Genomic DNA, 26,902 nt, shown 5'->3' with positions numbered 1-26,902 from the left:
GCCGGATCCCCGCCCCCTCATTCCTGAATGCGCAGGGCGAGCGCGGGACAACGGCGCACCGCTCTCAGCGCCTTGGGCCGCAGCGGCCCCGGCACCGGCATGACGCCCTGCGCCGGGTAACCGTCCTCGTCCAACCGGACGACGTCGGGCAGCAGGTCCACGCACAGCCCGTGGCCCTTGCACAACGTCCAGTCCACGACGAGCCGTTCGGGGCTCTCGTCGCTGGGCAGCGGCAGGGCTCCGAGCACACCGCGCCCGCAGCCGCTGCCCAGCGCGTGGTCGCGGAACTCCTCCGGGAAGACGGCGAGCGCGGAGGCCACGAACGAGGACGTGCCGTCCGGGTGGGAGCACGCGCCCCGGCCGCGCACCCCGCGCATCCTGGCCTGGACGGCGTCGAGTGCGGCCCCGCCCCCGCCGGCCACCAGCCGCTCCACGGCGTCGGCGAGCGAGGGGAGCCCCCGTACGCAGGGGCCGCACTGGCCCGCCGACTCCCGGGCCATCCACCGGGTGACCCGGGCCACCTCTCCCGCCGGGCAGGTGTCCTCGGGCAGCGGCAGCACGGCGCCCGCGCCGAGCACCGCGTCGTACGCGGCCAGGGACCCTCGGGACAGCAGGGCCTCGCGCGCCGCCGCGGGGTCCAGCCACCGGCCGTGGTAGCCGCCGACCAGCACGCCCTGTCCGGGCACCGTGCCGCACAGGTCCAGTACGTACGCCAGCGAAGTGCCGATCGGCACCTCGACGACGGTCGCGCCCGCGACCGTCAGGAGGGTCGTGCCGGGCTCGGTGGGCAGGCCCGCGGTGCGGTACTCCGGCGCGCCCAGTCGGGCGGCGACCGCGAGCTGCGCGTAGGTCTCGGCGTTGGACAGCAGGGTCGGCAGGCCGCCGAGTCCCCGCTCGCTGGTGCGGACCTTCTGGCCGGAGGGCAGGGCGGGCCCGCCTTCGAGCCCGTTGACCAGGGCGGTCCCCTCTCCGGTGACGAAGCGCTCGGGGAGCCGGACGACGCGCACGCGGCGGCCCGCCGGGCCCCGTTCGGCGACGGCCTCGACGACGGAGCGCTCCACGTCCGACCGCGTGACGCCGACCACCACGTCCTCGGCGCCGAGCGCGGCGGCGGCCAGCAGGGCCCCGTCGAGCACGAGGTGCGGTACGTACAGCAGCAGCGCGGCGTCCTTGAGACAACTCGGCTCCCCCTCCGAGCCGTTGACGACGACGGCGGTACGCCCGTCCTGCCCGCGGGCGTTGCGGGTGACGGCCCGGAGCTTGCGGGCGAAGGGGAAGCCCGCTCCCCCGCGCCCGCCGAGGGCTATGTCCTCGGCGAGTTCCACCAGTGCCTCGGCCGGATGGCGGGGTAGCGCGCCGTGCACGCCGAGGTGGCCTTCGCGGTCGAGCCGGGCGGCGGTGTCGAGTCCGGCCAGCAGCCGGGGCCGCCCCACACAGCCGAGCGCGGGATGCGCGACGCCGCTCACCGCCGGCCCCGCACACCGTCGAGCGGTTCGGCGGACCAGTCGGGCGGCAGCTGCGCGGACGGGTCCGGCGGCCAGTCGGCGGACCGGCCGGCGGGTGCCTGCGCGGCCGGTTCCGGACCCCGGGGTCCGGGCACCCCGGGGCCGGGCTGCCGGGCCAGGCGCGCGGTCAGCAGCTCCGCCGCCCATTCCGCGGGCCTGCGTACGAAGGGCAGCGGGTTCCTCGGCGGCGCCGCTCCCGGCGCCCTGGGCGCGAGGGGCGGCACGGAGGGCATCGGCGGCACCGAGGGCGGTCCGGCGGGCCCGGTGCGCGACTGCGTGCGCGGGTTCGCACGCGGATTCGCACGCGGTTTCGCGGCCGACTCCGTGCGGAGCCGGGCGCGCAGCCGCACCGCCAGCACCCCCGCGACGGCGACCAGGCACAGTGCGTAGGCGGCCGTCACCCAACCGCTGGCGGAGCGGCCGGATTTGAGCCCGTGCACGAGTGACGCCCCCCAGGCGGGGTACGCGCCCATGTGCAGGGCCCGCCACCACAGGGAGCGGCCCCGGGTGGCGAAGGCGCTGCGGACGGCGCCGGAGACGGCCACGGCGACGAAGAGGTAGCCCGCCAGGCTGCCGAGGCCGATGAGGAGCGGCTGCCGCCCGTCCGCGAAGGGCACGACCACGCCCACGGCGTCCACCCGGGAGCGGGCGACTTTGATCCAGACGTGGAGGACGAGGAAGCCGAGCCCGGCGACGGCGAGGCCGCGGTGCACCCCTTGGGCGACGAGGCGGTGCCCGGAGGCGAGCAGGGTGCGGTCCGTGGCCGCCAGGCCCCACAGGACGGCGCCGGTGAGGGAGACGAGCGAGAGGACGCCCGCCCCGTAGTCCAGGAAGTCCCACAGGCGGGTCAGGGCGCCGGCCCGGGCCGCCACGGACAGGGAGGCCAGGGCCGCGAGGGCCGCGGCGCCCAGGGCCAGGGGATGCGGTCCCCCGGCGGCGGACAGCAGAGGCGGGCGCCGCACGGCCCGCCGGCCGGCGGCGGCAGCGGGCGCCGCGCCGGCGTGCCGGCGGGTGCGGTCTCTCGCAGGCCGCGCCCGGTGCGAGCGGCGGGGCATGCGGGGTTGGGGCAAGGGCATGTGGTCTCCCATACGGCCGAGCCCGAGCACTTCCACCTCGCGCTCGGCGCCCGGGGGTAGACGTCGCAACCGCTCCTCGACGGGCGGGAGATGGGCGCCTGGCCCACCGGGCCGGCCGGGAGCGGGGCCGGAGGGCAGAAGCATCGTGGAGCTTCGCAAGCCCTCCACGGGATTTATCGAAACGTGATAATTTCTGGCCCTCGCACAGCCATCGCATCGAACATCCCCGGAAGATTCCCTTCCAGTGGTGCGGTTGCGACGGGGTTGACACCTGATCCGCCGCCGCACCTCCCCGACGGCGATCGAGCCGATGCCGCGGGACTGCAGGCTTGCCACCCTCCCACGGGGCAGGCCATACCCCGGCTTGAACGAGGTAACAATGTGCGAACTTCTGAACCGCATCTGGTCCCGCCCACGCGGCGAGTGGACCCGCGTCCTGCGCAAGGAACTGCCCACGCTGGCCGCGAAGATGGTGGAGGAGCTGTTGGAGACCGTCCCGGGATTCGCCGCGCTCGTCGAGGACGTCGACGACGAGGTGGTCAGACAGCAGATGGAGGCGGCGCTGCTCACCGCCCTTGGTTACCGCGAGGGCGCCGGGGAGGACCGGCCCGACGCCTGCGCGGACCCGGAACCCGTACCCGGCGCCGGGGTGGAAACCCGCAGCGGTGCCCGCATCCGCCCCAAGTCCGAGGCCGAGGCCGAGGCGGAAACCGAACACGCCCGACCGCATACCCATGCAGACACCCACGTACACGCCCACACCCGGCCCCACTCCCACGACCGCAACCCCGGGGCCTTCGGCGGCGGTGAGTTGCCCCCGCTGCAGGCCGTTCCCCTCCAGCGGTTCGGCTCGGTCCGCGAACGCGCCCGGCGCGAACTCTTCGCCGTGCTCACGGGCGAGACACCGCTGCGCGGACCGGCACTCGCCGAGCTGGCGAACGCGGCCGGCTGGCCCCTGCCCGTCGCCGTGCGGGCGGTGGTCCTGGCCTCACCCGGTGAGACCCAGCAGCTCGCGGCCCTCCTGGACGACTGCCTCGGCGGGATGGTCGCAGGCCAGCCCTGCCTCCTCGTGCCCGCCCCGGATCCGGAGGCCCGTACCGCCCTGGACTGCGCGCTGCGCGGCCGGCTCGCCGTCGTCGGCCACCCGGTGGCGCCCGGCGACACCGCCTCCTCACTGCGCTGGGCCCTGCGCCTGCTGTCGCTGACCCCGGCCCCGACCGCGACCCGGTCCGGCTCCGAGGTGCGGGCCCTCTTCGTCGACGACCACCTCTCGACCCTGCTGCTGCTCCAGGACGAGCCGCTGGCGCACGCGCTCGCCGCCCGCTGGCTGCGTCCGCTGGCGGATCTGACCCCGCGCCAGAGCGAACGCCTCGAAGTGACCCTGCTGGCCTGGCTGGAGGGCGGCGGGGCGCCCGAGGCGGCGAAGGCGCTGAGCGTGCACCCCCAGACGGTCCGCTACCGCATGCGCCAGCTGGAGAAGCTCTTCGGCCCCGGCCTGCGGGATCCGCGCACCCGCTTCGAGCTCGAACTGGCCCTGCGCAGCCGACGGTTGATGGCCCAGGTACGGCTCAGGCCGGTCCGCGGGATCCGCCGGGCACGCGGTGGCGCCGACCTCCGTCCGGCCCTGGGCGACGGTCGCGTCGCCCGCGTGAACGGCCTGTAGCCCCCGGGCGCGGCTTCCCGGCACGAACGAACGGCACGTACGAACAACACGGCGCACGGCACGTACGAACGACACGGCGCACGGCGGTGCCGGTCCGAAGGGGACTTCGGACCGGCACCGCCTTCACGCGCGTCAGCGGCAGGCGCGCCCGCCGTTGACGCAGCGCACCGCGTCGGCCATCAGCCGGTCCGACATGACGTTGATGAAGTCACCGTGGTCCGTCACCGGCTTGTGCAGCTGTTCGGGGAAGCTGTCCACCGCGAAGCGCGCGCCGGGCGCCACGGTGTAGACGATCCGCTGCACGAGCTGCGGGACCGCCTTGAAGCCCGCCGGGCAGGAGCCGTCGCGGCCCGCGAAGGCCACGTGGGTGCGGTGGTTGGCGCTGTCGGTGTTCTTCCCGTCCCAGCAGCTCTGGAAGTTGAACGTCCGGACCACGTCGCTCCCCTTGGGGCAGATCGGGTACTTGTCCTTCAGCTGACGGTTCTCGAAGCCGGTGCAGCTCCAGGAGGCGTTGGCGTTGGCCGGGCCGTTGGTGAGGGCCTTGGCGTCGCCGGTGATGATCCGCAGGAAGCGGGGCATGGCGGTGACCCGGGAGACGGGGCTGCCCTTGAACTCGATCGTGACCTTCTTCGGCCGCAGGATGGTCCCCACGTTGGCGTCCTGCCCGCCGCCGGGCGCGGCCGCGTCCTGCTCGGCCTTGCCGTCGCGCAGCCGCAGTACGGGCCAGTAGTAGGTGGACTGGTCGCCGTTGGTGCAGGTGGTCTTGGCGGCGGCCAGGCTGTTGTTGGTGGAGAAGGCGTCCGTGGTCTTGTTGCCGACGTAGTCGTGCATGTGGTGGGCTCCGTTGCTCACCCCGGGGGCGACGATGACGTTGTCGGGGTTGAGGTGGCGCTCGTCGTTGCGGCCGCACTCCACGGCGAAGGAGCCCTTGGACGCGCCCTGCTTGACCGCGGGCTTGCGCACGTTCGGCTTCACCGAGCCGATGGGGACGAAGTCCGAGCGCGCCGGTCCGCCCTTCGCCGCGGCTTCCGAGCTGCCGCCTCCGCCGCTGCGGGCGAGGTCTCCGTCGGCGGCCGACGCCTCCTGCATCGTGCAGGCGCTCAGCTCCTCCAGGCCGTCGGGGCGGGCGGCGTCCCGCCCGATCGCGTCGGAGACCTTGGTGATCGTCTTGCCCCGCTGGTCCTTCAGCTCCCCGAGCAGTGCGTCCGCCGGCGCCCGGCCGGTGGCCAGTCGTCCGTAGGCGTCGGCGATCTGGGTGTCGAGTCCGGCGAGTTCCCGGTCGACCTCGGGCCGCGCCTGGTCGGGCACTTCGCGCAGCCGCTCCCCCACGTCGGGGCAGTCGATGGTGGCCGTGACGGGTGCCCGGCGCGCGTCCTGGCCGGCGGACGCGCCCTGGGCGGCGATCACGACCGCGCCGCCGCCGAGGACCAGGGCGGACACGAGGGCCAGTGCTTTGTGCGCGGGCTTGAGCCGGCGTTTGTGACCTGCCCCTCCCTGGGGCCCCTTGCTGTCCTTGACACTCATGCGATCACTTCACTTCCTCGGTCGGGAATGGCTGGACGAGCTGGAATGGGTGGAGGCAGCACGACCCTGCGTACGCCGCCCGCCGCGGCCAGCTCCAGGACCGCCCGCGGGTCCTCGCCGGCGACGAGCAGGAACAGGGCCTCGGCCCCGTCGAGGGCGGGCCGCAGGCTCTGCGGCTCGGCGTGGTGGGCGCTGTGGTGGCGGACGCCCCCGGGCAGCGCGTGCTGCGGCGCCCGGCGGGAGACGGGCTCCGTGTCCTGGTGGTGCTGCGCTCCGACTTCATGGACGCCGTGCTGAAGCACCCGCGCCTGGGCCCGGCGCTGCACGACGGCGTGGCGCTGCCGCTCACCCCCATGACCCGGGAGCAGTTGGAGGCGGCGATCACCAAGCCGCTGGAGCGGGTCCCCTCCGTGACCTACGACCCGGGGCTCGACCGGCGGATCCTGGAGGACACGGGGGGCGATCCGGGGATCCTGCCCCTGCTCGGGTTCGTGCTGCAGCAGTTGTGGGAGGGGCAGTCCGGGGGCCGCCTGCTGGCCACGCGGTACGAGGCGATGGGCGGAGTGTCCGGCGCCCTCGAATCCCATTCCGACAAGGCCTGGAAGGCATGCGTCGGAGATCGGGCGGAGGTGGAGCGCGAAGCGCTGGGCCTGCTCACCAGCCTCGTACGGATGCTCCCCGGAGGCACGCTGCCGCTGCGGCGCAGGCTCTCCCGGCAGGAGGCGGGCGAGGAGCGCTGGCGCATCGCACAGGCACTGGCCGATCGCCGCCTCCTCGTCCTGCACGGAGGTCGGGGCGAACCGGAGACCGCCGAACTCGCCCACGAATCGCTGATCGCCACCTGGCCGGTCCTGCGCCGGCAGGTTGCCGAGGACGCCAAGCTCCTCGCCGGCCGGGCGGAGCTGAGCCACGACCGGGACCGCTGGGAAAGGGACGGAAGGCCCGCCGGGCTCCTGCCGGGAGCATTCCAACTGCGCGTCATCAGGACCTGGCTCGGCGACCGCGAAAACGAGCTCGGCGAAGGGGAGAAGGAGTTCCTGGCGCAGGCGCGGCGCCGCAGCGCCCGTCTGCGCCGCCGTGCACGCGCGGGGTGGACCGCTGTCGCCGTGGTGCTGTCGGCGATCGTGGGCCTCGGGACCTTCATCCTCCACCAGCGCGATGTCACCGAGGAACGGGCCGCGGAGGGACGTTCCCGCGCCCTGGCCACCCTCTCGGACGGGATGGCCACCACCGATCAGGGACTCGCCTCGCTCGCGTCCGTGGCCGCCTACGAGGTCTCGCCGACACAGGAGGCCCGCAACGCGATGCTGCGCAGGTACAACGCGGTGCAGGACGTCTCCTGGTCGCTGACCGGAGCCCAGGGTGAGATCGCGGCGACCGCGATGAGCTCCGACGGCGGGGTGACGCTCGTGACGTCGAGCCTGGGGCGCGCGACGCTGTTCGTAAGGACCCCCGACGGACGGACCACGCGCCGCTACCTCAACCTCACGGGCAACGGCCATTCTCCGATGGTCAGCGGGGACGGCCGGAAGATCGCCTACATGCTGGAGCAGACCGGAGCCCCGATCTGGCACGAGGTGGACCCCACGGCGAAGGACGTCCTCGGCCCCGCGCGGCCGCTCCGCGGCGGCGGGTTCGAGCAGGTCAGCGTCGGAGCGCCCACGGGCGACCACAAGGCGGGTTTCTCCCCGAGCGGCCAACAGGTCGTCGTGACGGGGGTCGATCGGCGTCCGAGGGTCGGGGACCTGAGGACAGGACAGCTCCGGCAACTTCCGGAGGGGATGCCCGAGCTGTCGCAAGTGTGGTTCGCCGACGAGGACACGCTCGTCGGCGAGACGACTCAGTTGCTGAAGGACCTCACCCTGAGCACCGTTGCGGTCGACCTGCGTACGGGCAAGACGCGCGAGCTCACCGCACCCGCGCCCTCCCGCCAGGCGGTCGGGGTCTCGGGGAACGGCCAGGTCCTCGCCGTCTGCCGAAACGAAGGCGAAGACACGACGGAGAAGGCCGTCTACCAGATCATCGGCGTCACCGATGGCCGTGAACTGATCCGCTACACGCCCCCGGGCAGCAACGAGAGCTGTCTGGACGTCGCCTTCGACATGGCGGGAGACCGCTTCGCCGTGGGGCGGGGCGGATACTGGGCCACCATCGACACCCGGACGGGAACGGTGGCGAAGCGGTTCGTAGGGCGGACGGAGAGGTCCGCCCCCCATCTGCCCCTCCTGGGTGGTCCCGACGCCCCCGTGGTGGTCACCACGGCCGAGACCGCCGTGACCGGCAGTCTCCTGTGGGAATCGGACGGGGCAACTGTGCTCAGCCCTCCGGAACTCCTGGACCACGGCAAGTCGATGGTGGTCCGCGTGGGCGAGGACGGCGACCGGCTACGGGTCGCGGAGACGGCGGCGGCCGGAAAGACCCTGGCCGAGGTCACCACTGACGCGAAGATCCCGCCGAACGCGAAGCAACCCCTGGCCGCCAACCGCGGCGAAACGCTGGTGGCCGACGTGGCCGACGAGAACCGCATCGTGATCCGGGCCCTCCCGGGCCTGCGCAAGGTGACGGAGTTCAGGACGGCCAAGCCGCCCAAGCCGCCCAAGCCGGGTGCCGACAAGGGCGGGAACCCCGAGCTGGTGGAGTTCCACTTCACCGGCGACAAGGAGGTCATGACGGTGTCGGGGCCCCTCGTCGAACACTGGAACGCCGAGACCGGCGAACGCCTGTCGGCGCCGCTCGACGTACGGGACCTGCGGCGCGAAGCGGCACAGATGCCGGCCTTCACCGTAGGACCGCTCCGGCGGCCGGGGTTCGTACAGGTCCACCTGGTGGGCGAGACGACCTTCCGCACGATCGACCTGCGCACGGGCAAGGAGGACGAGTCGCTGCGGGTTGACCTGGGCCGCCAGGACGTCATCTCCTTCGTGGTGCACCCGGACCAGAAGTTCGCCCTGCTCCTGACCTCCGGCAGCATGGTGGAGATGTGGAGCCTCAAGCACGGACGGCCGACACAGCGGGTGCTGGGCCCGATCGGACCGCTGGTCGCCAACCGATGGACCGCGGGCGCGCTGGAGGGCTCCGGCTCCGGCTTCTACCTGGCCAACGGGAAGTCCGTCCTCTTCCAGCGGGGAGCCGACCCCGTGCGCAACGACTCCTACGACCTCGGCGAGAGGCGGAGCTTCCTCGCGGGGGCCGATCAGGGCAGGTCACTCCTGATGACCTCTCCGGACGGTGGGAGGATGCGGCTCCTGCGCCTCGACCCCGCGCTCTGGAAACGCCACCTGTGCGCCGTCTTCGGACGCGAGCTCGACGCGGACGAACGCGCGGTACTCCCCAAGGGCCTGCCGAAGACGCTCTGCCCCACCTGACCCCCACCTGACCCACACCGAGCGCACGCCTCCACGCCCTGACCTCCGCGGCCGCAGTAACCCACCCGATCGCCGTCACCCTCGACGGCCTGAACCCGGAGCCCTGAACCCGGAGCCCGAGTGCGTGGCCCTCTCACTGCCCTCCCGGATCCGCACAAGCTCCAGCAGGCCGCCCGCGTCCTGCGCAACGAAGCGATCGCCGTCCTCCTCGCCCTCCTGGTCGGTGGAACCCATCCGACCCCGCCCAGCCAGGCCGCGATTCCCTGCGTGGTGATCCACCGGTAGCCGCCATCCGCAGGCCAAAGCCACCCACCGGGCGTGGCGCACCTGCGCCACGGCGTGGACGAACGTGGGGTGATTACTGACAGGTCGGAGCCATCGCCGGAGACGTCACTCTGACCCTGCGGCGGCGTGTTGAGCAGCTGTGCCACCGGCGTCGAGTGCTTCAAGGCAGGGTGCCGCGATGTCCGCCGCGTTCCCGGGTATGGCAGAAGGGCCCGGATCCTTGTGGATCCGGGCCCTTCTGTTCAGTAGCGGGGACAGGATTTGAACCTGCGACCTCTGGATTATGAGCCCAGCGAGCTACCGAACTGCTCCACCCCGCGTCGGTGAAACCCACTCTACGGCACTGCAGGACCGTCCTCCACCGTCTTTGCCCTGCTCAGGGGGCTGGCGATCCGGCGATGGTGACGGGTTGGACGTCCATCGGGCCGGCTTGTGCGGTGAGGATGCATGCGATGGCGCGCATGGTGGCGGGTCCAAGGCGATGGGTTCCTCCCCCGAGCCGGTCCAGATGAGGTTGCCGGTCCGCTCTTCGCTGTTCGGGGCGGAAGTGGTCGTGGGGTACGCCAGTACCCCTTGCCTATAGACGTTCGAAAGAACGGCAGAAGCGGCTGTTACGGGGCATTGAACCCGTACGGCGCAGGGCCGACGGTGGCAGAGAAGCCGGGCGCCGGGGAGCGGGGCGCCGCGGTCCACGAGCCTTCTGGGCATACCTCAGAACTGCTGCGTGTGAGGGTCAATGCGGCCTTGACGCATGCCGTCTACAAGGGAGAGTTGCCAGTATGTCTGGATTACGTAACACGCGCTATTTGCATGGCTTTCGGGCGTGGTGTGGGGTCAGAGTGTGGCTTCTCGGCAGGACGCCGGGAACTGTTCGGAGTCCACCCCGCGCGCATGAAGCCGGGCTGGGCTGTCTGTTGAAGGGGCCTTCTGCATGTCTGCTTCTCTCGCCACCCGCCGTACTCTCGCCGGCCTCCTGGCCGTCGGCGCCCTAGTCGGCGCCGCGGCGGTGCCTGCCGCCGCCGACGACGACCGGCGCGACCGCCGCGGCCCGCACTCCTCCATCGTCATCGGTGACGTCGAGAACGCCGGCCGCGGGCGCGACAACCGCGCCCTGAACAACGAGTGGGTCGAGGTGAAGAACACCGGCCGCCACACCGTGGACCTGCGCGGCTTCACCCTCACCGACAAGCAGGGCAACCGCTACCGCTTCAACGGCTTCCGCTTGGACGGTCGCTCCAGCGTCAAGGTGCACACCGGCCAGGGCCGCGACACCCACCGTGACGTCTACCAGGACCGCCGCCACCAGATCTGGGACGAGCGCGACACCGCCACCCTCCGCGACAACCGCGGCAACGTCATCGACACCGAGTCCTGGGGACGCCGCGGACGCCACCACCACGGCTCCTAGCCCACTCCGGCAGCCACTTCCACAGGGCCTGCGAGCTGCCGCCAACTGAACCGAAGGGCGTGCCACGGCAAACCAGCCGCGGCACGCCACACCCATGTAGCGCCCCCCCACGTGGCCGCGATCCGGCAGCCCCCGGACGAGGAGTGAGCGGGGCCGGGCCGGCTTCCGAACGATCGGCAGCGTTGTGGCTACGAGGGGATGGGGGTGTGGACGGTTTTGCCGAGTTCTCGGCCTGCGGCCCCCTCGGGCCCTGGGTCACGTTCCTCGAACTCGCCTGCTGCCTGATCACCCACCGCCAAACGCTGTTTCGCGCGGCGTGCCGTCCCCCTCCCTGGTCCTGCGCCGTATGCCCGTTCCTCTCGGACCGGGGGAGGCCACTCAACGAGAGGTGGCGTCAATGAGGATTGCCCGAAGTCGTGCTTGGCACTCGGCAACGAACGCGGGGAAGGTGTGCCGGTAGTAGGAGATGCCGCTGACGCCCACTGCGATCGCCCAGGCGCGGGCGCGGGCCCAGGTCACATCGTCCAGGTTCAAGGTGTCCCAGTAGGCCTGTCGTGCTTGTGGTGGGAGGTCCCAGAGTGTGGAGTGCTCGGCGTCGGGAAAGCCGACCGAGAGTCCTCCGAAGTCGATGACTGCGTGGAGTTTGCCTTCGCGGACCAAGAGGTTGGTCGGCTTGAGGTCGCCGTGGAGCCAGACGTGGGGTCCGGAGGGCTCGGGCAGTGCGAGCGCGGCTTGCCACAACTGTTCTAGGGAGTCAACGTCGAGCTCAGAACCCACTGTGGTTCGGCAATCGTTGAGACACCTGGCGATCCACTGGTCGCATGCACCCAGGCTGCCGCCGCGGTACCAGCTGAGGTCATCTGCACGAGTCGCACCCATGAGGTCAACGTCGTGGAGTTCCCTCACGACCGCCGCCAGGTCGGCTCCGAAGGCTGCCCAGTACCGGACGGTGGAAGGGCTGGCCTCGTCACCGTCAATCCAGCGGTAGACCGACCAGACCAGAGGGAAGACGCTGGTGGGCTTCCCGGCGTGGACGGGCTGGGGAATCGGAGATGTGAGTAAGGGCGCCAGACGAGGAAGCCATTCCTGCTCCTTTCGCACGGCCCGTCCCTTGTCGGCGGTTCGTGGGAGTCGCACGAGCAGGTCATCGCCCAGCCGATACATGGTGTTGTCCGTGCCCGCGCCTGCGGTCGACAACGGCAGGTCAGCCCACTCTGGGCGCTGTGCCTTCAGCAGCGACCGGACCAGCGTCTCGTCGACTGGGATCTCATCCCCGTGAAGCGTCACGTCGGCAGTCTCACCGCAAGAGGGAGCGGGAAGCCAGTGACTTTCTGAGGCTCTGGCACAGATCGCCGTCTCGGAGCGCTACTGAAGCAGGATCATCTTGCGGAGTGGTTCGAATCCGGCTCGCCCGTAGAGCTGCCTTTTGATCTTCTTGATGCGGTTCACGGCTCCCTCGATGCTGCCGGAGCTCCAGTGCAGGGTGATCCCCGCCGCCACGGCGGTGAGGTCCCGGAGCAGGTGGAGTGCGAAGCCGGTGAGGCCGTGTAGCCGGCTGGCGTCGACTGCGTCGATCCAGGCCGGGAGCCTGCACCCAGACGGTCGGTGAGTATCTCGGCGCACCGCGGCGGGCACCCTCGGCGTAGGCGCCCGCCCGGTCCCGGCAGATGAACTCCACGCCAGCCGCTACAGCTGTCCCCCGCTCGGCCGCACGCTCCGGCGGCTCGAAGGACCCGTGACGGGGGAAGTCGGCGGCCGGGCTGCTGCCTGGTCGTGGGACGGCGGCCTCTGATGAGAATGCTGACGCCGGGGCCGGCCGGGGCTAGAGAGGCCGGGGTGGGCGGCGGCCGGGGCGGCCGCGAGGGCGGTTGGGGTGCGGGTGGGGGCGCTGGCGGTGGCGGGGGGGTGGGGGAGGGGGCGGTGGGCGTCGCTGGCTGAGGTTGTGGCCTTGCCGGGGCGTGGCGGGGGCTGATCAAGGACGGGGGCGGGGGCGGGGGCCACGGTTTCTCCCTCCACATGGTGGGCCTCTATGACACCTGCCCGTTCTATGGCTAATTACCCCACTCCGTCACGCCGTGGAGATCCTGCCGCCCCAGGGTGTGGGGGCCGTGCCAGTCCAGGCACAGGACGGTGGCGTCGTCTTTCGGCGGCTCGCCGCTGTAGGCATCGGTGACCGCGGCGACCAGGGTGCGTACGACTTCACGCGGGTGCTCGGCGGCGGTCTTGCGGAGAAGCGCGGGTAGGTCGACGGTTGCCGCTTGGCGTTCTTGCATGCCGTCGGTGTGGAGCAGGAGGCGGTCGCCCGGACGCAGGTCGAGGTTTTGGACGCGGTACGGGCCCTGATGGGGGACACCGAAGGGCATGTCCACGGCCAGGCCCAGCTCGTCGACCGCACCGTCGCGTAGCCGTAGCGGCCAGGGGTGGCCCGCGTTGACGAGCCGGGCGCCCGTTCCGTCGAGGGCGATGCGCAGTAGTTGGCCGGTGGCGAAGGTCCGGTTGCCGTGGTCGAGGAGGGCCTGGCGGGCTTGCTCGACGAGGTCGCATCCGGCGCGGCGGGCGCCGCGGGAGGCGTTGACCAGCAGGGTGGCCATGAGGGAGGCGTTGACGTCGTGGCCCATGGCGTCGGTGATGGACAGGTGCAGGGTGTCGTTGTCGAGGCTGTAGTCGTAGGTGTCTCCGGCGATGTCGGAGGCGGGGTCCGCCGTGGTCATCTGCCCGAAGGAACGGCTCGTCGGGGACGTGTCCCGTGGCGAGCTGGGAAGCGAAGCGGGTGAGGCCGTTCACTCCGTCGGCCAGGTGGACGGTTCCCGCCCCGGCCACACCTCACGCGGGCGGGCAGGACCAGCAGTCGATCTTCCGTTCCCTTCGTTCGGCGCCCCGGCAGCCGCACTGGACCCGCGAAGGAGGACCCTCGGGGAAATGATCAAGGGCTCGGGGCGTTTGGAAATCTCCGCACGGCGCAGACGCTCGCTCACACCGGTTTTATCCAACGAGGTAGGAGACGCATCATGGGCATTCTGGCCTGGATTCTCATAGGGCTGCTCGCGGGCCTCATCGCCAAGGCACTGATGCCGGGCAGGGATCCGGGTGGCATCATCATCACCGTCCTCATCGGCATCGCGGGCGGTCTGCTCGGCGGCTGGCTCGGCAAGGTCATCTTCGGCGTCGACTCCATCGACGGCTTCTTCGACCTCTCCACCTGGATCGCCGCCATCGCCGGCTCCCTCATCCTCCTCGCGGTCTACCGGCTGGTCACCGGCAACAGGCGCCACGCCTGACCGACGCGTCCCCTTCGCACGGAAACGGCTCCCCCCTCTCCCGAGGGCGGAGCCGTTCCGCATCTCCCCGAACACGCCGCGCCCCGGCGTGCCGACTTGAGTTCGAGTCCCACTCTGGAATCCGCGGTCTCGGGTCACTGGCGGGGATCGTGGCGCCCGCCGAGCCATGTGGGGCGCCGGTGGCCTGTGGTCCGGGCCGCGGTGGTGGGATGGTCGCCGAGGGCGGTTTGCGCGCGGGCGGCGTCGCGTTGCTCGATGAGGTCCTCGCGTTCGCGGTCCACGACCGCGCTCTCCCTCTTCGAGGTGAGGGAATCGCCGTGGCGTGCGAGGCGGTTGCGGCGAGAGGCCCGGCGGGCCGCCGCCAGGACGAGGGCCAGGCCCAGGACGGCGGCCGCGCCGACGGCGATGCCGTAGAGGAAGAGGGCGCCGGTGGAGCTGGTGACGTGGTAGCCGAAGACGGAGAAGTCGTTGGTGAGCTCGTGAGCACCGCCGAGATTCGCCATGACTCCAGCCACGGCGAGGATCAGCGCGGCGATCAGGATGATGAGGCCGAGGATGAGGATCATGGAGCGCTCCCTGCTCCGCACTGCCGCGTGCGAATGACGCGTGCGAATGAGCTTCGGCCGGCGGAAGTCCGCCGATCCAGACGGCGCCTACCCGAAGGTGGCGCGACCAAGCGATACCGGCCCCGGAGGCTCCTGGGTGGGCGGCGGAGGGTGGCCCGGTTCTCGCGAGGAGGGTGACGAGGCCCGGCTCACCGGCTCCTCGAGGTCCAGTCCAGGCGGTAGTGCCGTTGTTGCCCGACCCCAGCGGAAGCCGAGCGGGTCCTCGACGACATGCCCCTCTCTTCGCTCAGGCACAACTGCGCCGGCCCGGCCCGCAACGGACTGATCGGTCCCGCTGCTCTGCCTAGTGCTGTGACGGAAAGGTCCACCGGGTCGCGGCGCCCGGCACGGCACCTCGCCGCGTTGTCGGACCACGGCGGTACGTCCAGTACGAGCCGCGGCCCTCCGCCCGGGGGCCCCTCCCAGCGGTAGCTGGGGGAGAGGCACCGCACCGATCACCGCGGCCCGGCAAACCTTCCCGGTCACAGCACTGGGTAATGAGGCCTGTCGCATTATTGACCCGTGACCTGTGTTCACGCCTCGTAGACGGTCGGATTCGGGTGTGAAGTCGTGGCGAATGGCCAGAGATGGCCGGAGCATGTTCCCGCCTGCATCGATAAGAAGCAGGTAAGTTTTGCGTGCATGGCCTGGGCGTGATCGGGCAGACGGTGCCTCGGAGGTTGATAACAATGGTTCCCCTGCTTCTTGTTCTTCTGCTGGTTCTGGTTCTCGCTGGTGCGGGTTTCGCGATCAAGATTCTCTGGTGGGTCGCGATCGCGGTCCTCGTGCTGTGGCTGATCGGATTTGTTGCCCGCCCGAAGGGCGGCAGCGGCCGGTGGTATCGCTGGTAGCTGATCTGTGGGACCGCAGATCAGGTGTGGTGTGACGGTGGCCTGCCACCCTCCGGCCAGCCGGAGGGTGGCAGGCCACCGCCATGTCCCGTGTGCGGATTCCCCGGCGGTTTTGCGTTACCGGGTGAAAATGGATATCGAGGGTAGTCGAGGTGGTGCCGGGGTGGTCGCCGTGAAGCGGCAGGGAACCTGCTCACCTCCAACGATCGACGGCCGCCCCGGTCTCGGATCTGGCCCGAGAGGTGTGCGGGAGAAAAAGCGGGGCAGGCGGAGGTCGGGGCGGGATGCGAGTTCCGTCGAGTACACAGTGTCGAGTACGCGGTACGGAAAAGGTGGACAGGCGGGGAAAAACATTTCCCTTCCGTCTCCCATTGACCGGAGGAGTTGTTTTTCGCATGACTGAGAATTTCTGGGGTTACCGCGAGACCGCCGGCCGTCTGGCTGGTGCGGATCTGGCGGGATACAAGGTCGAGGCGACGGACGGTTCCATCGGCAAGGTCGACAAGCACTCGGATGAGGTGGGCTCGTCCTACATCGTGGTCGACACCGGTCCGTGGATCTTCGGCAAGGAAGTCCTGCTGCCCGCGGGCACGATCAGCCGGATCGACGCGAACGACGAGAAGATCTACGTGGACCGGACGAAGGGGCAGATCAAGAACGCTCCCGAGTTCGACAAGGACAAGCACCTCGGTGACGCGGACTACCACCGCGAGGTCGGCGGCTACTACGACGGCCCGCACCGTCTGTGACCCGTGCGGAGCCGGATGAGCGAGGCGGGGGCGGCAACCACTCGGTTGCCGCCCCCGCCGTCGTCTCCCGCGCAGCCGTCCCGATGGGCTTCTTCCCATGGGGGCCGCCGGACCCGTCCTCGCCCTGCGGCTGTTCCGGCTGTTCGTATCCGCCTCTCACCTGTCGGTGATTGCATGAAAACCAGCACATGCAATCGCGCACCGCGGCAGAGGGGTGCAAAATGGGGTGCATGGGAGCAGCGAATGGTCGCCGGCCGGAGTGGACTTTCCTGACCAGCCACGCGCGCGTGCTGCTGGCGATTTCCCGGGATCCGGGCGTCCGGCTTCGAGATGTCGCGCTGACCTGCGGTATCACCGAGCGCACCGCGCAGGCGATCGTCGCGGATCTTGAAGCGGCCGAGTACCTGACTCGCGAAGTGCGTGCCGACGATGCCCGCCGAAATCACTATGCCGTGGCCTCCGGGTCCTTGTTCCGGCACCCGGCTGAAGCCGGCCATGAGATCGCCGGGCTTCTCGCGCTCCTCGCTGATTCGCCCGCCCAGGTGAAGGCCGACGACTGAGCTGCGTGCTCCGCTTGGGCCGCGCCTGCCCGGCTCTGCTTTCAGGACTCGGGTGTGAGGACGCTTTGGGGGGTCATGCGTCGGCGCACGAGGTCTTCGGCGATGTCGATGGTGCGTTGGCGATGGCCGGCCGCGTAGGAGTGCAGGTGGCGTGCGGCCTCGGCGGGGCTGATCTCGGCGGTGGCGGCCAGCATGCCGAGGGCGATGTCCAGGACGGCTTTGGTCGAGAGCGCTGCCTGGGTGCGGGTGACGATGTCGTAGGGCCGCAGGGGTTCTCGGCTCCAGGTCAGGACGGAGGTCGTCGCCGTGTGGGCGAGGAGGTTGAGGGCGCCGATGTTTTGACCGCGCAGTTGCAGGGGGAAGCTGTGGGCCGCCTCGAATCCGGCGGCGCGTGCCAGCGGGGTGAAGGCGGGCCAGCGACCGCCGGCATCGGCCAGATCGTCGGCTTGGATGGGGTGGCCGGTGCGGTAAGCGTCGATGCAGGGGCCTTCGGAGACTTGGATCTGGAACACTTCGGTGAGCTCGACGCGGTCCTCGGTGACGGCCACCGATTGCAGGCGGCCGCGGGCGTTGGCGAGCATGACGCCTGCGGCGTCCATGGCGGTGAGGCTGACGCAGTGGTCGACCAGGCGTCGCAGGAGCGTGAGGGGGTCCACGTCGTCGGCGACGGTATCGGTGAGGCTGACGAACGCCTCGGTGATCTCCAGTTCGCGGTTCATGTCCGTCCTCACCGTCTTCTCTGCTCAGTCCGGCCGTGCGGGTTCAATTTAGTCATCGAACCTGACCCTTCCGGCAAGGACGTCACGGGCTGCTTCGGTGATGCTCTGTCCTTGGGTGAAGGCGTGGGCTCGCAGGCGTGCCAGGGCTTGGGGAATGTCCCGGTCGATATGGACCATGATCATGCCGGTGGCCTGGTGGACCTCGTCATGGTCGAGTTCGGCAGCGTCCAGCCATGTCGCCCCGTCGCCGGGGGGTTCTTGGGCCTGGAGGGCGAGCAGTGCGGTGGTGATCGCGTCTGCCGCGGGGAAGGCGAAGGAGCGGTCCCGCTCGGAGAGGGGGCCGGGGCGGTCGCGGTAGAGATCGAGGGTCCCCACCGCGAGGCCGGGCAGTCCGAGGGGGAGTGAGAACACCGCCCGCACACCGAGGGCGACGGCTTGCTGGGCGAAGATGGGCCAGCGGCGCGCGTCCGTGCCTCCGGTCAGATCCGCGGCCAGTACCGGCGCGGCCAGTGCCCGGGCGATGCGGCCCGGGCCGTCGCCGAGCGTGTACTGGGCTTCGGCGAGTTGGCCGGCGACCGGGTCGCTGGACCACCACAGGGTGTGGTCGTCGCTGTCCCCGCCCAGGGACACCGAGGCACCGGTGACGTCCAGCAGGTCCACGCACGCCCGGCACAGCGCGGCCGGCGTATCGATGCCGGGGGTTCCGGCGAGGGAATCCGCCAAGGCCTGCGAGAGCCACTTGAGGTCATCCTGGCCGAATGGCGGACCGCCGCCGTCGGGGAAGGCGGAGGGGTCCCCCACGACAGTTCACCTCCGCACCTGTATCCGGATCGCATTGTCCCCCAGCGGCTACCCCCTTGGAGCCTTCCGACACTGACCCGGCGCGTCAAGAACAGGGATGGGCCTCGTGGCGGGCCTCCCCGACACCCGCGGCTCGGTGGACCAGGGCCCGAATGCCCAGGATCCGGAGCAGTTCTCGCGCCAGGGAGGGTTCGTCGTCCGGGGCTCCGCGGGGGCGGCCGTTCGCGAGGTGGGCAGCCGGCCGCGGACCGGGGGAGCTGGTACGGGGCATCCCCGTGGGTCGCCGGGGAGGGCTGAGGACGACCAGGGTGATCTCCCGCTCGACCGCCCATGCGTCGACCGCGGCCAGGGCGTCCGCGGGGAACGGGTACGGAGCGTGGTCCAAGTCCAGGACCAGGGAACCCGCGCTGCCTTCCACGGCCTCGAGCGCGCGCAAGAGGTTGTTCAGAGAGGCCCCGTTGTCGGCGGAGCCCCTCCCCGCGCACAGCGTCAGCACAGCCACGGACCCGTAGAGGTGCACCTGTACCGCGTAGGGATTCACAGCGGGTTCCCTCCTCGTACGGGGTACCAGCTCTGAGAACGGGAGGGAGGCGGCTCGGCCGCTGCTCGCGGAACACGGTTCGTAGGCGGCGCGTGTTCATGCCCGCCGGTCACAGCCCATCCATCTCCTCCACCATCCCACAACGGCGACCCGGCGTGAACAGGGCCTCCTCGCTTACCGCAGGTCGCTCAGGTGTTGTTCCGCGGCGCTGATGGCCAGCCGGAGGCGGGGCTGCCCGAGCAGGACGCACGGGGTGTAGGCGGCGTCGTCCATGGCGCGCAGTGCGCCGGGATCGCCTGGGGCCTGTGCCAGGCGGGCTCGGCATCCGTGGAGGCGCGAGAGCACTTCTTCGGTGCGCGTCAGGCTCGGCAGCAGGCCGGTTCCCCGGGCCGCCCCGGGCGATGCGGATCGCGCCACCAGCACCGTGCGGCGCAGCGCCCGTTCAACGTGGGCCGGGGCTGCTTCACCTCGGGCGCCGGAGACCACCGCGGCGGCGATCTCGGCCGCTGAGAGGTGAGCCATGTCGGCAGCGGCCTGCAGGATCTGTGTGGCCTCGCGGGCCGAGCCGCCGACTCCCACCCCGACGCCCACGCCCACGCCGACCCCGACTCCGACCCCGCACCTGGACAAGCTGCAGGCGGTCGGCGACACCGGGCTCACGGCCGAGGCGGGGACCGTCTTCGCGCAGGCGCCGAAGGTCAAGGCGGTGCGCAGCGACGGCAAGCCCGCCACCGACCAGATCATCGTGCTGTCGGTCGACGAGGACACCACCGGCGGGACCCTCTTCGTGGCCGACGGCAAGAACTTCGCGGTCCTGCACACCGACGCCGAAGGCCTGGTGACGGTCCCCGCGCTGAAGGCGGGCGGCAAGGCGGGCGGGTTCGTCCTGCGGGCGACCGGCTACGACGCCCAGCGCGAGGTCACCGTGAAGTTCGCGGGCACGGTCACCCCGGCCGTGGTGGACCTGCTGGTCCGCAGCGACGCGGACGCGGGCAAGGCGGTCGTCACGGTGACCGGGACCCCGGTCAAGGGCATCGAGTTCCTGGCGACGGCGAAGGCCAAGCCGGCGGCCGGGGCGAAGGCCACGGCCGGTGTCGGGACGAAGGACGCGGACGGGAAGTGGGTCCCCGCGGACCCGGCGGCGGCGGGTGCGACGCCGTACTTCCTGGACAAGGAAGGCAGGAAGCTGACCGAGCTGGAGCTGCCGGCGACGGCGGCGGACGGCAAGATCGCCCTGCCGGACCTCGCGACGACGGGCGTGGCCGCGGGCAAGTACACCCTGCGCGTCCGCATCTCGGAGAAGGTCGAACTCTTCCTGGAGATCACCGTCACGGAGGCCCCGAAGGCCTGACCGCCCCGGGCCCGAAGGGCCTCGGGCTCGCGTCCGGGCCCCCGGCTCCGGCCCCGCCTACGGCAAAGCGCCCCCCGGCACCACCGTGCGAACGGTGGTGCCGGGGGGCGCTGCCGTAGCCCCGTCAGACGACCCGGCCAGGGCAAAGGCAGGAGCCCCGTCGACTCCGCTCGCACGGAGAAGACAGGGCTCCTTGGGTACTGCATATCCAACCGCGATTGGTTGGCCCAGGCGACTAGGCCGGGGTGACGTTCTCCGCCTGCGGGCCCTTCGGACCCTGGGTGACGTCGAAGTTCACCAGCTGGTTCTCCTCAAGGGAGCGGAAGCCAGCGGCGTTGATCGCGGAGTAGTGGACGAAGACATCCGGGCCGCCGCCGTCCTGGGCGATGAAGCCGAAGCCCTTTTCAGCGTTGAACCACTTGACGGTTCCGGTAGCCATGAGCCCTCCTATGGGCCAAAGGGTCGCCCTGCTCCAGAACCTGCTAAGAAGTCTGAAAACTACAAAAGCCTGCGGGTCACATTCTCCGCAGGCCTCGTACTGCAAGGGAAACCAAACTGCAACTTGCGTCGAGCCTAGCACGCACCCTGCGGCCGAGACCAGAGGGAAAGATCACGTCACTCGGACGTTTGAGACCCGCCAGACGGCTGACGCCGACGTGGGGGCTAGTCTCGCGATGTGGACGTCTATCGCAGCCGGCCCCGTGTCGGCCACATTCAGTTCCTGAACTGCTTGCCTCTCTACTGGGGGCTGGCCAGAACCGGCACTCTGCTGGACCTGGAGCTGACCAAGGACACCCCCGAGAACCTCAGCGCCAGCCTCGTCCGGGGCAGCCTGGACATCGGGCCGATCACCCTCGTCGAGTTCCTCCGCAACGCCGACGAGCTCGTCGCCTTCCCCGACCTCGCGGTCGGCTGCGACGGCCCCGTCATGTCCTGCGTGATCGTCTCGCAGGTGCCCCTGGACCAGCTGGACGGCGCCCGCGTCGCCCTCGGCTCGACCTCCCGCACGTCCGTACGCCTCGCCCAACTGCTGCTCGCGGAGCAGTACGGAGTACGGCCCGACTACTACACCTGCCCGCCCGACCTGGGGCTGATGATGCAGGAGGCCGACGCGGCGGTGCTGATCGGCGACGCCGCGCTGCGCGCCTCCCTGCACGACGCGCCCCGGCTCGGGCTCGCCGTCCACGACCTCGGGCTGATGTGGAAGGAGTGGACCGGACTGCCGTTCGTCTTCGCCGTCTGGGCCGCCCGCAAGGACTACCTGGAGCGCGAGCCGGTCGTCGTCCGCAAGGTCCACGAGGCCTTCCTCGCCTCCCGTGACGTGTCCTTGGAGGAAGTCACCAAGGTCGCCGAGCAGGCGGCCCGCTGGGAGGCCTTCGACGCGGAACTGCTGGAGCGCTACTTCACGACGCTCGACTTCCGCTTCGGACCCGACCAGCTGGCCGGCGTACGCGAATTCGCGCGGCGGACGGGACCGACGACGGGCTATGCGCCGGATGTGACCGTAGAGCTTCTGGCGGCGACCGTCCCGGGGTATTAGCGCGTCTTATGGCTCTCGCCTTTCCGCGGTGCGGAAAGGCGAATGCGTCCGTTTACCGGGAATGCGTTCTCCTTTCACGTTCCCGTCCGCCGCGGTGCGCCCGGGGCGCCCCCGGCGGGGAATGCGGGCGTGCGCGCGGGGCGCGGTCCGAGGCGTACCGCTCCCGCTACTGCGGGACGACCACCGAGCGGACCTCGCCGTCCCCGAGGTGCAGCATGCCCTTGCCCGGGGTCACCGGGCCGCCGACCATGCTGCGGCTGATGCGCAGGCCGATCAGCTCGCCGCTGGAGGACTCCTGCGGCGACAGCAGCACTCCGCGCCGGGCCTTCTTCGCCTCGACCTGCCAGCCGCTGAAGCCGCTGCACACGTCCTCCTCGTCGCCCGCGAGGACCAGCGCCTGGCCGTTGTCCACACCGCGCTGGACGATGCGCTTGAAGGCCGGTCCCGCGTCGACGTCGCGCAGCATCTCGGCGTCGTCGACGAGGACGGCCACGGGCTGTTCGGGCGTCGCCGTGTCCGTGAACTCCTCCAGGTCCTCGCTCTCGAACTCGGTGCCGGTGAACACCTTCAGCACCCCCTCCGTCCCCTCCAGGGCACGCAGCGGCGAGGTGCGCGGGGCGGCGATCACCAGCCGGATGCCCCGCGCGAGATAGGTGCGGGCCAGGTTCATCAGGACCGTGCTGCGGCCCGACTTCGCCGGGCCGGCGATCACGAACGCGGGCACCCCGTCCGCCAGGTCGGGGCCCATGCCCGTCAGGTCGTCGCCGCCGATGCCCACCAGGGCCCAGAACGGGGACGCGGCGGCCTCGGTGTCGCGCATCTCCCAGGCGTCCGCGAAGGAGATCCGGCTCGGGAGCACGTCGACCCGGAACGGCCGGCGGGTCCGCGCCAGCTCGGCATCCCGTACGCGGGCGCCCTCGCCGATCGCGCCGAGCGCGGCGGCCTGGCCCTGGCCGGTGGAGTCCTCGGCGAGCAGGGCGAACTGGACGGAGGTGGCGGTGTCGGCGCGGAACGCCCGGCCCGGCACCATCGAGTCGGGCACCTTCTTCGTGGGGATGCCCAGCAGCGAGAAGTCCGAGCGGTCCGCGAGGCGCAGGCCGAACTTGTCCTCGGTGAGCGAGCTCAGCCGGCCGTTGACGAGCTGGCGGTCACCGGTGATGACGAGGTGGATGCCGACGCTGGCGCCCTCGCGCATGACGATGGTGAGCTGGTCGGTCAGATCGCCGTGGTCCACCTCGCCGAGCGAGGTCAGCCAGCCCTCCCAGCGGTCGAGCAGGACGACGATGTGCGGCAGCCGGTCCTCCTCGGCGGCGGAGGCGCGCTGCTCGCCGATGTCGGCGATGCCCTTCTCCGCGAGCAGCTCCTGGCGGCGGGTGAGCTCGCCCTGGAGGCGGCTGATCAGGCGCACGGCCCGCTCGGTCTGGGCCCGGCCGATGACGGCCCCGCAGTGGGGGAGGGCGGTCAGGGCGTTCAGGGCGCCGTTGCCGCAGTCGATCCCGTACAGGTGGACGTCGGCGACGGAGTGCGTACGGGCCAGTGAGCCCGCGATGGTGCGCAGCACCTGGGAGCGGCCGCTGCGCGGGGATCCGGCGATCAGCAGGTGGCCGAAGCCGGCGAAGTCCACGGCCACCGGGCGGCGTTCCTGGGCGGCGGGCAGGTCCTCGATGCCGTACGGGGCGGGCGGCAGGGCGCCGGCGGCGCGGGGCACGGGGATGGCGTCCAGCAGCAGGGCCTCGTCCAGGGGCGGCAGCCAGGGGCTGTGCTGGGCGGGGATGGCGAGCTGGGTGTTGGCTTCGAGGACGGCGTCGACGAGGACCTTGAGGTCGGTGATCTCCTCGTCCTCGCGGGCGGCGCTCTTCGGTTTGACGAGGGCCTCGCGGCCGAGCTCCTGCCAGCCCAGGACGGCCGCCCACGGCTCGGCGAGCTGCGGGTCGGCGACGCCGGGGCGCCGTCCGCCGACGCGACCGGACTGGAAGGGGACGAGGGAAGAGGCGCCCAGGCGCACGTAGGCGCGGCCGGGGGTGTTCTTGGAGATGTTCCCGGCCTCCGGCGAGTCGATGACGTCGGAGGACTCGCTGCCGTCGGTGACGCGCAGCGCGATCCGGAGGTTGGTGTTGGCCCGGATCTCGGGGGAGACGACGCCGCTGGGGCGCTGGGTGGCGAGCAGCAGGTGGATGCCCAGCGAGCGGCCGCGCTGGGCGATGTTGACGAGGCCGGTGACGAAGTCGGGGAGGTCGCGGACCATGGAGGCGAACTCGTCGATGACGATGAGGAGCCGGGGGACGGGCTTGTGCGCGGGGTTGCGGCGCACGAGGTCCTGGTAGTCCTCGATGTCCTTGGCGTCGGCGTCGGCGAGGATGTGCTCGCGCCGCTTGAGCTCGGCGCCGAGGGATTCCAGGGCCCGTTCGACGAGGTGGGCGTCGAGGTCGGTCACCATGCCGACGGTGTGCGGGAGCTTGACGCAGTCCTTGAAGGCGGAGCCGCCCTTGTAGTCGACGAGGACGAAGGTCATCGACTCCGGGGTGTTGGCCACGGCCAGGGCGGCCACGATGGTCTGGAGCAGCTCGGACTTTCCGGAGCCGGTGGTTCCGGCGATCAGGCCGTGCGGGCCGTCGCGGCGGATGTCGATGCCGAAGGGGCCGTCGTAGGACTCGCCGATGACGGCCATCGTCGACTGGCCGCTGTTGCGCCAGCGGGCGGCGATGGCGGGGCCGGTCGGCGGCTCCAGCTGGAGGACGTCCAGCAGCCGGCTGGAGCCGGGCAGGGCGGAGTCCTCGGTCTCGCCGCTGACGTCGCGCAGCGGCGAGAGGCTGCGGGCCAGGCGCAGGGCCCAGGACGGTGAGACGAAGTCGGGGCGCACGCTGAGGGCGCGGGCGGCGCCCGCCTGCTCGACGCGCAGCCGCAGGCGGGGCTCGTCGGCCTCCTTCGTGCCGGGCTGGGTGTGGTGCCAGGCGCTGAAGGAGGGGAAGCCGCCGGAGGCGGGGAAGGCGCCCTGCGGTTTGGCGCCGGGGGTGCCCGGGGAGCCGGGGGTGCCCGCGCCGGCTGCGCCGGCTTCGCGGGCGGAGCCCTGCGGGTCCTCGTCGGCGCCGAGGGGCTCGGCGATGGCCACGGCCTGGCACTCGCCGGGCAGGAACCTTTCCTCGGAGTCCAGGCAGATCGAGTACATCCGTACGCCGGGCCCCTCGGCCAGCAGCCGGACCACGCCCGGCATGGAACGGAGCCGGCGCGACCCGTCCCAGACGACGACCACGTCGGGATCGCCGAAGGACGCGGCGCGGCCGCTGTTCGCCTTGGCCGCCGCGACGCGCGCCTCCAGGATCCGGGTGAGCTCGCCGATCCGGGCGCCGACGGTCTCCGCGTCGGTCCCGACCAGCACGTTGGCGTCCTGCCCGCCGGACGGGCGGGTGTGCGGGAGCCAGCGCAGCCAGTCCCAGCCCTTCTCGGCGGTGGCGTCGGTCAGTACGTAGACCTGTACGTCCATGGGCCCGTGCAGGGTCGCGGCCTGGGCCACCGCCCAACGGCCGAGCGCCTGCGGGGAGTCGCCCGGCCCGGCCATGCCGATCACGCCGAGCGTGGCCAGCGGCAGCGCGACCGGGGCGTCCTCGATGTCCCAGGTGACCTTGCGGCGGTGCTCGTCGCGCTGCGGGTCGTCGAGGACCACGACGGAGGGCAGCCGGCCGGTGCCGACCCGGATGAGCAGGTGGTCGGGGTCGGTGCGGCGGCGCTCCCACAGCCGGGTGCGGGGGCCGGTCGCCAGGTTCAGCACGGTGGCCGGGTCGGGGATCGCGCGGCGCCGGTCGGTGCGCTCGGCGACCAGGGCCTCCTGCGCGTCCTTCTCGATGCGGGCCTTGTGCTCCTCCCACTCCTCCAGGAGCTTGGCGTGCGATTTGCGGCCGTGCTTCTTGTCCATGAAGTGGTTGGCCACGATGATGATCGGGCTCAGCACGGCCATGATCATGTAGTACCAGCGGCCCATGACGAGCACCATCACGACGGCCGTCACCAGCGGGAAGACCGCCATCAGCCAGGGCAGCGGGCGGGCCTCGTTCTCGCGCGGCCGCGAGGCGAGCGCGAAGTTGGTCGTACGCTCCGGCGGGCGCAGGCGCGGCGGTCGGTTGTAGTCGAAGGCGGCCCCGTCCTCGGACCACTTCAGCGCGGCGTCCGGCGGCGTGTAGCGGGTCAGCTCCAGCAGGCTGTTGCCGATGGCGAGCTGCACGCCCAGCGGCCAGGCCTCGTCCTCCGGCTCCGCCCCGTCCAGGGTGACGGCGGCCTTGCCGTGCACGGTCACCTTGCAGGACCCGTCCATGGCCACCGACAGCGTCAGCGCCCGCTCCGCCAGCTCCGGGTCCCGCTCCACGCGCAGCGCGGCGGCCGCGCCGCGGCCGATGTCGTACCGCCCGACACCGAGCCGGTGCACGGTGCCGGCGCCGGGGCCGCCGACGACGCGCAGCTCGACGAGCCCGCCGGGCTCGCCGGGCCAGCATCCGGCGGGGTCGCCGAGGCTGACGACGACACCCTCGCGCAGCGGGGAGGCGGAGAGCGCCAGGGCGGGGTCGACGGCGCTGCCGTCGACCCCCCACCCCCGGCCCCGGACGAGGGCAGCGGCAGCGGTGCCACCGTCCCCGGCGACAACACCGCCGCCGCCCTCGTCGCGGTGAACTGCGCCGACGACCCGGACCGCGGCGACGCCAAGGCCTCCCCGGCGACCGTCGAGCGGGAGCTGGCGGAGCTCGCGCCGCTCTTCCTCGCCGCCTCGCCCGTCTTCGGGCCGCGCCAGCTGATGACGGTCCTGTCCTGCTACGGGCGCCCCGCGGGCACCGATTTCATCCGGAAGATCGACCGCCCGGCCGGCATCCCGCGCATGCTGCTCGTCGGGACCCGCGGCGATCCGGCCACCCCGTACGAGTGGACGGAGGAGACGGCGAAGCGGCTCGGCAACACCGTCGTCGTGGACTACAAGGGCGACGGCCACACCGGGTACGTGGCCTCCTCCTGCGTGCGCGGCTACGTGGACCACTTCCTGCTCGACGGACGGCTCCCGTCCGGGACACGGTCCTGCCCCGCCGGGGAGTGAGGACCCC

24 protein-coding genes, 1 tRNA gene and 1 pseudogene are annotated in these 26,902 nt (G+C 71.6%); 11 read left to right on the top strand and 15 right to left on the bottom strand.

Going from position 1 to position 26,902, the window contains the following annotated elements; all coding sequences use genetic code 11:
- Positions 1–17: 17 nt before the first annotated feature.
- Both DRB89_RS37075 and DRB89_RS45385 read right to left on the bottom strand, forming a co-directional pair.
- Positions 18–1,466 (bottom strand): NADH-quinone oxidoreductase subunit NuoF family protein, encoded by a 1,449-nt coding sequence (locus DRB89_RS37075; protein WP_239516550.1) that lies wholly within the window; start codon positions 1,464–1,466, stop codon positions 18–20.
- Positions 1,463–2,581 carry a hypothetical protein gene (locus DRB89_RS45385; RefSeq protein WP_239516549.1) on the bottom strand — a complete coding sequence of 373 codons (1,119 nt, stop codon included), beginning with the start codon at positions 2,579–2,581 and terminating at the stop codon, positions 1,463–1,465. Before DRB89_RS45385 ends, DRB89_RS37075 begins: the two co-directional genes overlap by 4 nt.
- Positions 2,582–2,960: 379 nt before the next feature.
- On the opposite strand from DRB89_RS45385, the gene DRB89_RS37065 reads away from it, so the two are divergent.
- Positions 2,961–4,244: a helix-turn-helix domain-containing protein gene (locus DRB89_RS37065; RefSeq protein ID WP_112452324.1), complete on the top strand. Its 1,284-nt coding sequence runs from the start codon at positions 2,961–2,963 to the stop codon at positions 4,242–4,244.
- A gap of 132 nt (positions 4,245–4,376) precedes the next feature.
- On the opposite strand, the gene DRB89_RS37060 is transcribed toward DRB89_RS37065, so the two are convergent.
- Complete coding sequence (locus tag DRB89_RS37060) at positions 4,377–5,768, bottom strand: DUF1996 domain-containing protein (RefSeq protein ID WP_112452323.1); 1,392 nt, start codon at positions 5,766–5,768, stop codon at positions 4,377–4,379.
- Positions 5,765–6,070 (bottom strand): hypothetical protein, encoded by a 306-nt coding sequence (locus DRB89_RS43955; RefSeq protein ID WP_204358173.1) that lies wholly within the window; start codon positions 6,068–6,070, stop codon positions 5,765–5,767. Before DRB89_RS43955 ends, DRB89_RS37060 begins: the two co-directional genes overlap by 4 nt.
- On the opposite strand from DRB89_RS43955, the gene DRB89_RS37050 reads away from it, so the two are divergent.
- The gene (locus DRB89_RS37050) at positions 6,050–9,133 is read left to right on the top strand and encodes a serine protease (protein WP_162688889.1); all 3,084 of its coding nucleotides are present in this window, start codon (positions 6,050–6,052) and stop codon (positions 9,131–9,133) included. The two genes, DRB89_RS43955 and DRB89_RS37050, sit on opposite strands and share 21 nt — an antisense overlap.
- A 120-nt stretch (positions 9,134–9,253) precedes the next feature.
- Positions 9,254–9,418, top strand: coding sequence for a hypothetical protein (locus DRB89_RS43415; RefSeq protein WP_162688888.1), 165 nt, complete (start codon positions 9,254–9,256; stop codon positions 9,416–9,418).
- Positions 9,419–9,664: 246 nt separating this feature from the next.
- Here DRB89_RS43415 and DRB89_RS37045 read toward each other — a convergent pair.
- Positions 9,665–9,738, bottom strand: a tRNA-Met gene (locus DRB89_RS37045).
- A gap of 611 nt (positions 9,739–10,349) precedes the next feature.
- On the opposite strand from DRB89_RS37045, the gene DRB89_RS37040 reads away from it, so the two are divergent.
- Positions 10,350–10,826, top strand: a complete 477-nt coding sequence (locus tag DRB89_RS37040) for a lamin tail domain-containing protein (protein WP_112449392.1) — start codon at positions 10,350–10,352, stop codon at positions 10,824–10,826.
- A gap of 378 nt (positions 10,827–11,204) precedes the next feature.
- On the opposite strand, the gene DRB89_RS37035 is transcribed toward DRB89_RS37040, so the two are convergent.
- From DRB89_RS37035 to DRB89_RS37025, 3 genes and pseudogenes are all read right to left on the bottom strand, one after another.
- Positions 11,205–12,113, bottom strand: a complete 909-nt coding sequence (locus DRB89_RS37035) for an aminoglycoside phosphotransferase family protein (RefSeq protein ID WP_112449391.1) — start codon at positions 12,111–12,113, stop codon at positions 11,205–11,207.
- A 78-nt stretch (positions 12,114–12,191) separates the two neighbouring features.
- Entirely contained in the window at positions 12,192–12,449 is a 258-nt protein-coding gene (locus DRB89_RS37030; protein WP_239516548.1) for a transposase, read from the bottom strand.
- 428 nt (positions 12,450–12,877) lie between these two features.
- A pseudogene (locus tag DRB89_RS37025) lies at positions 12,878–13,522 on the bottom strand (PP2C family protein-serine/threonine phosphatase); the annotation flags it as partial.
- 312 nt (positions 13,523–13,834) lie between these two features.
- Between DRB89_RS37025 and DRB89_RS37020 the strand changes: the two are divergent.
- Positions 13,835–14,104 carry a GlsB/YeaQ/YmgE family stress response membrane protein gene (locus DRB89_RS37020; protein WP_112452044.1) on the top strand — a complete coding sequence of 90 codons (270 nt, stop codon included), beginning with the start codon at positions 13,835–13,837 and terminating at the stop codon, positions 14,102–14,104.
- Between the two features lie 134 nt (positions 14,105–14,238).
- Here the strand turns inward: DRB89_RS37020 and DRB89_RS37015 are convergent, their stop codons facing one another.
- A complete protein-coding gene (locus DRB89_RS37015) occupies positions 14,239–14,670 on the bottom strand; it encodes a hypothetical protein (protein ID WP_204357895.1) in 432 nt (143 codons plus the stop codon).
- A gap of 728 nt (positions 14,671–15,398) precedes the next feature.
- Here DRB89_RS37015 and DRB89_RS37010 point away from each other — a divergent pair.
- The 3 genes from DRB89_RS37010 to DRB89_RS37000 all read left to right on the top strand — a co-directional run bounded on the left by DRB89_RS37010 (position 15,399) and on the right by DRB89_RS37000 (position 16,869).
- Positions 15,399–15,560, top strand: coding sequence for a hydrophobic protein (locus tag DRB89_RS37010; RefSeq protein WP_112454108.1), 162 nt, complete (start codon positions 15,399–15,401; stop codon positions 15,558–15,560).
- Between the two features lie 395 nt (positions 15,561–15,955).
- The gene (locus DRB89_RS37005; RefSeq protein ID WP_112452043.1) at positions 15,956–16,309 is read left to right on the top strand and encodes a PRC-barrel domain-containing protein; all 354 of its coding nucleotides are present in this window, start codon (positions 15,956–15,958) and stop codon (positions 16,307–16,309) included.
- Between the two features lie 230 nt (positions 16,310–16,539).
- On the top strand, positions 16,540–16,869 hold the full coding sequence (locus DRB89_RS37000; RefSeq protein ID WP_204357894.1) for a helix-turn-helix domain-containing protein: 330 nt from the start codon (positions 16,540–16,542) through the stop codon (positions 16,867–16,869).
- A 41-nt stretch (positions 16,870–16,910) separates the two neighbouring features.
- Here DRB89_RS37000 and DRB89_RS36995 read toward each other — a convergent pair whose 3' ends face one another.
- The 4 genes from DRB89_RS36995 to DRB89_RS43410 form a co-directional block, all read right to left on the bottom strand.
- On the bottom strand, positions 16,911–17,588 hold the full coding sequence (locus DRB89_RS36995) for a GAF and ANTAR domain-containing protein (protein WP_112463623.1): 678 nt from the start codon (positions 17,586–17,588) through the stop codon (positions 16,911–16,913).
- Between the two features lie 48 nt (positions 17,589–17,636).
- Positions 17,637–18,389, bottom strand: a complete 753-nt coding sequence (locus DRB89_RS36990; protein WP_112452041.1) for a GAF and ANTAR domain-containing protein — start codon at positions 18,387–18,389, stop codon at positions 17,637–17,639.
- 85 nt (positions 18,390–18,474) lie between these two features.
- The gene (locus tag DRB89_RS36985; RefSeq protein WP_112452040.1) at positions 18,475–18,930 is read right to left on the bottom strand and encodes a hypothetical protein; all 456 of its coding nucleotides are present in this window, start codon (positions 18,928–18,930) and stop codon (positions 18,475–18,477) included.
- 174 nt (positions 18,931–19,104) lie between these two features.
- Positions 19,105–19,452 (bottom strand): DUF5133 domain-containing protein, encoded by a 348-nt coding sequence (locus DRB89_RS43410; protein WP_162688887.1) that lies wholly within the window; start codon positions 19,450–19,452, stop codon positions 19,105–19,107.
- Here DRB89_RS43410 and DRB89_RS36975 point away from each other — a divergent pair.
- Positions 19,451–20,281, top strand: a complete 831-nt coding sequence (locus DRB89_RS36975) for a hypothetical protein (protein WP_162688886.1) — start codon at positions 19,451–19,453, stop codon at positions 20,279–20,281. The two genes, DRB89_RS43410 and DRB89_RS36975, sit on opposite strands and share 2 nt — an antisense overlap.
- Positions 20,282–20,516: 235 nt before the next feature.
- On the opposite strand, the gene DRB89_RS36970 is transcribed toward DRB89_RS36975, so the two are convergent.
- On the bottom strand, positions 20,517–20,720 hold the full coding sequence (locus DRB89_RS36970; protein WP_112451444.1) for a cold-shock protein: 204 nt from the start codon (positions 20,718–20,720) through the stop codon (positions 20,517–20,519).
- Between the two features lie 237 nt (positions 20,721–20,957).
- Between DRB89_RS36970 and DRB89_RS36965 the strand changes: the two genes are divergently transcribed.
- Positions 20,958–21,821 (top strand): menaquinone biosynthesis protein, encoded by an 864-nt coding sequence (locus DRB89_RS36965; protein WP_112451443.1) that lies wholly within the window; start codon positions 20,958–20,960, stop codon positions 21,819–21,821.
- A 166-nt stretch (positions 21,822–21,987) separates the two neighbouring features.
- On the opposite strand, the gene DRB89_RS36960 is transcribed toward DRB89_RS36965, so the two are convergent.
- Positions 21,988–26,346, bottom strand: a complete 4,359-nt coding sequence (locus DRB89_RS36960) for an FtsK/SpoIIIE domain-containing protein (RefSeq protein ID WP_343234855.1) — start codon at positions 26,344–26,346, stop codon at positions 21,988–21,990.
- Here DRB89_RS36960 and DRB89_RS45380 point away from each other — a divergent pair.
- Positions 26,233–26,895 carry an alpha/beta hydrolase gene (locus DRB89_RS45380; protein WP_343234854.1) on the top strand — a complete coding sequence of 221 codons (663 nt, stop codon included), beginning with the start codon at positions 26,233–26,235 and terminating at the stop codon, positions 26,893–26,895. The two genes, DRB89_RS36960 and DRB89_RS45380, sit on opposite strands and share 114 nt — an antisense overlap.
- Positions 26,896–26,902: the final 7 nt, after the last annotated feature.

It is taken from the genome of Streptomyces sp. ICC4 (genome assembly GCF_003287915.1).
Lineage (GTDB): Bacteria > Actinomycetota > Actinomycetes > Streptomycetales > Streptomycetaceae > Streptomyces > Streptomyces tritrimontium.
Note: the sequence above shows the minus strand (reverse complement) of the source record. Positions and strands in the feature narration are given on the sequence as shown.

Coding starts and splice junctions, on each gene's coding strand:
- DRB89_RS37010 (WP_112454108.1), top strand. CDS start 15,399: ATGGTTCCCCTGCTTCTTGTTCTTCTGCTGGTTCTGGTTCTCGCTGGT.
- DRB89_RS37020 (WP_112452044.1), top strand. CDS start 13,835: ATGGGCATTCTGGCCTGGATTCTCATAGGGCTGCTCGCGGGCCTCATC.
- DRB89_RS37040 (WP_112449392.1), top strand. CDS start 10,350: ATGTCTGCTTCTCTCGCCACCCGCCGTACTCTCGCCGGCCTCCTGGCC.
- DRB89_RS43410 (WP_162688887.1), bottom strand. CDS start 19,452: ATGGCTCACCTCTCAGCGGCCGAGATCGCCGCCGCGGTGGTCTCCGGC.
- DRB89_RS36975 (WP_162688886.1), top strand. CDS start 19,451: ATGTCGGCAGCGGCCTGCAGGATCTGTGTGGCCTCGCGGGCCGAGCCG.
- DRB89_RS37015 (WP_204357895.1), bottom strand. CDS start 14,670: ATGATCCTCATCCTCGGCCTCATCATCCTGATCGCCGCGCTGATCCTC.
- DRB89_RS45385 (WP_239516549.1), bottom strand. CDS start 2,581: ATGCCCTTGCCCCAACCCCGCATGCCCCGCCGCTCGCACCGGGCGCGG.
- DRB89_RS37005 (WP_112452043.1), top strand. CDS start 15,956: ATGACTGAGAATTTCTGGGGTTACCGCGAGACCGCCGGCCGTCTGGCT.
- DRB89_RS37060 (WP_112452323.1), bottom strand. CDS start 5,768: ATGAGTGTCAAGGACAGCAAGGGGCCCCAGGGAGGGGCAGGTCACAAA.
- DRB89_RS36970 (WP_112451444.1), bottom strand. CDS start 20,720: ATGGCTACCGGAACCGTCAAGTGGTTCAACGCTGAAAAGGGCTTCGGC.
- DRB89_RS37000 (WP_204357894.1), top strand. CDS start 16,540: ATGGGAGCAGCGAATGGTCGCCGGCCGGAGTGGACTTTCCTGACCAGC.
- DRB89_RS37050 (WP_162688889.1), top strand. CDS start 6,050: ATGGACGCCGTGCTGAAGCACCCGCGCCTGGGCCCGGCGCTGCACGAC.
- DRB89_RS37065 (WP_112452324.1), top strand. CDS start 2,961: ATGTGCGAACTTCTGAACCGCATCTGGTCCCGCCCACGCGGCGAGTGG.
- DRB89_RS36995 (WP_112463623.1), bottom strand. CDS start 17,588: ATGAACCGCGAACTGGAGATCACCGAGGCGTTCGTCAGCCTCACCGAT.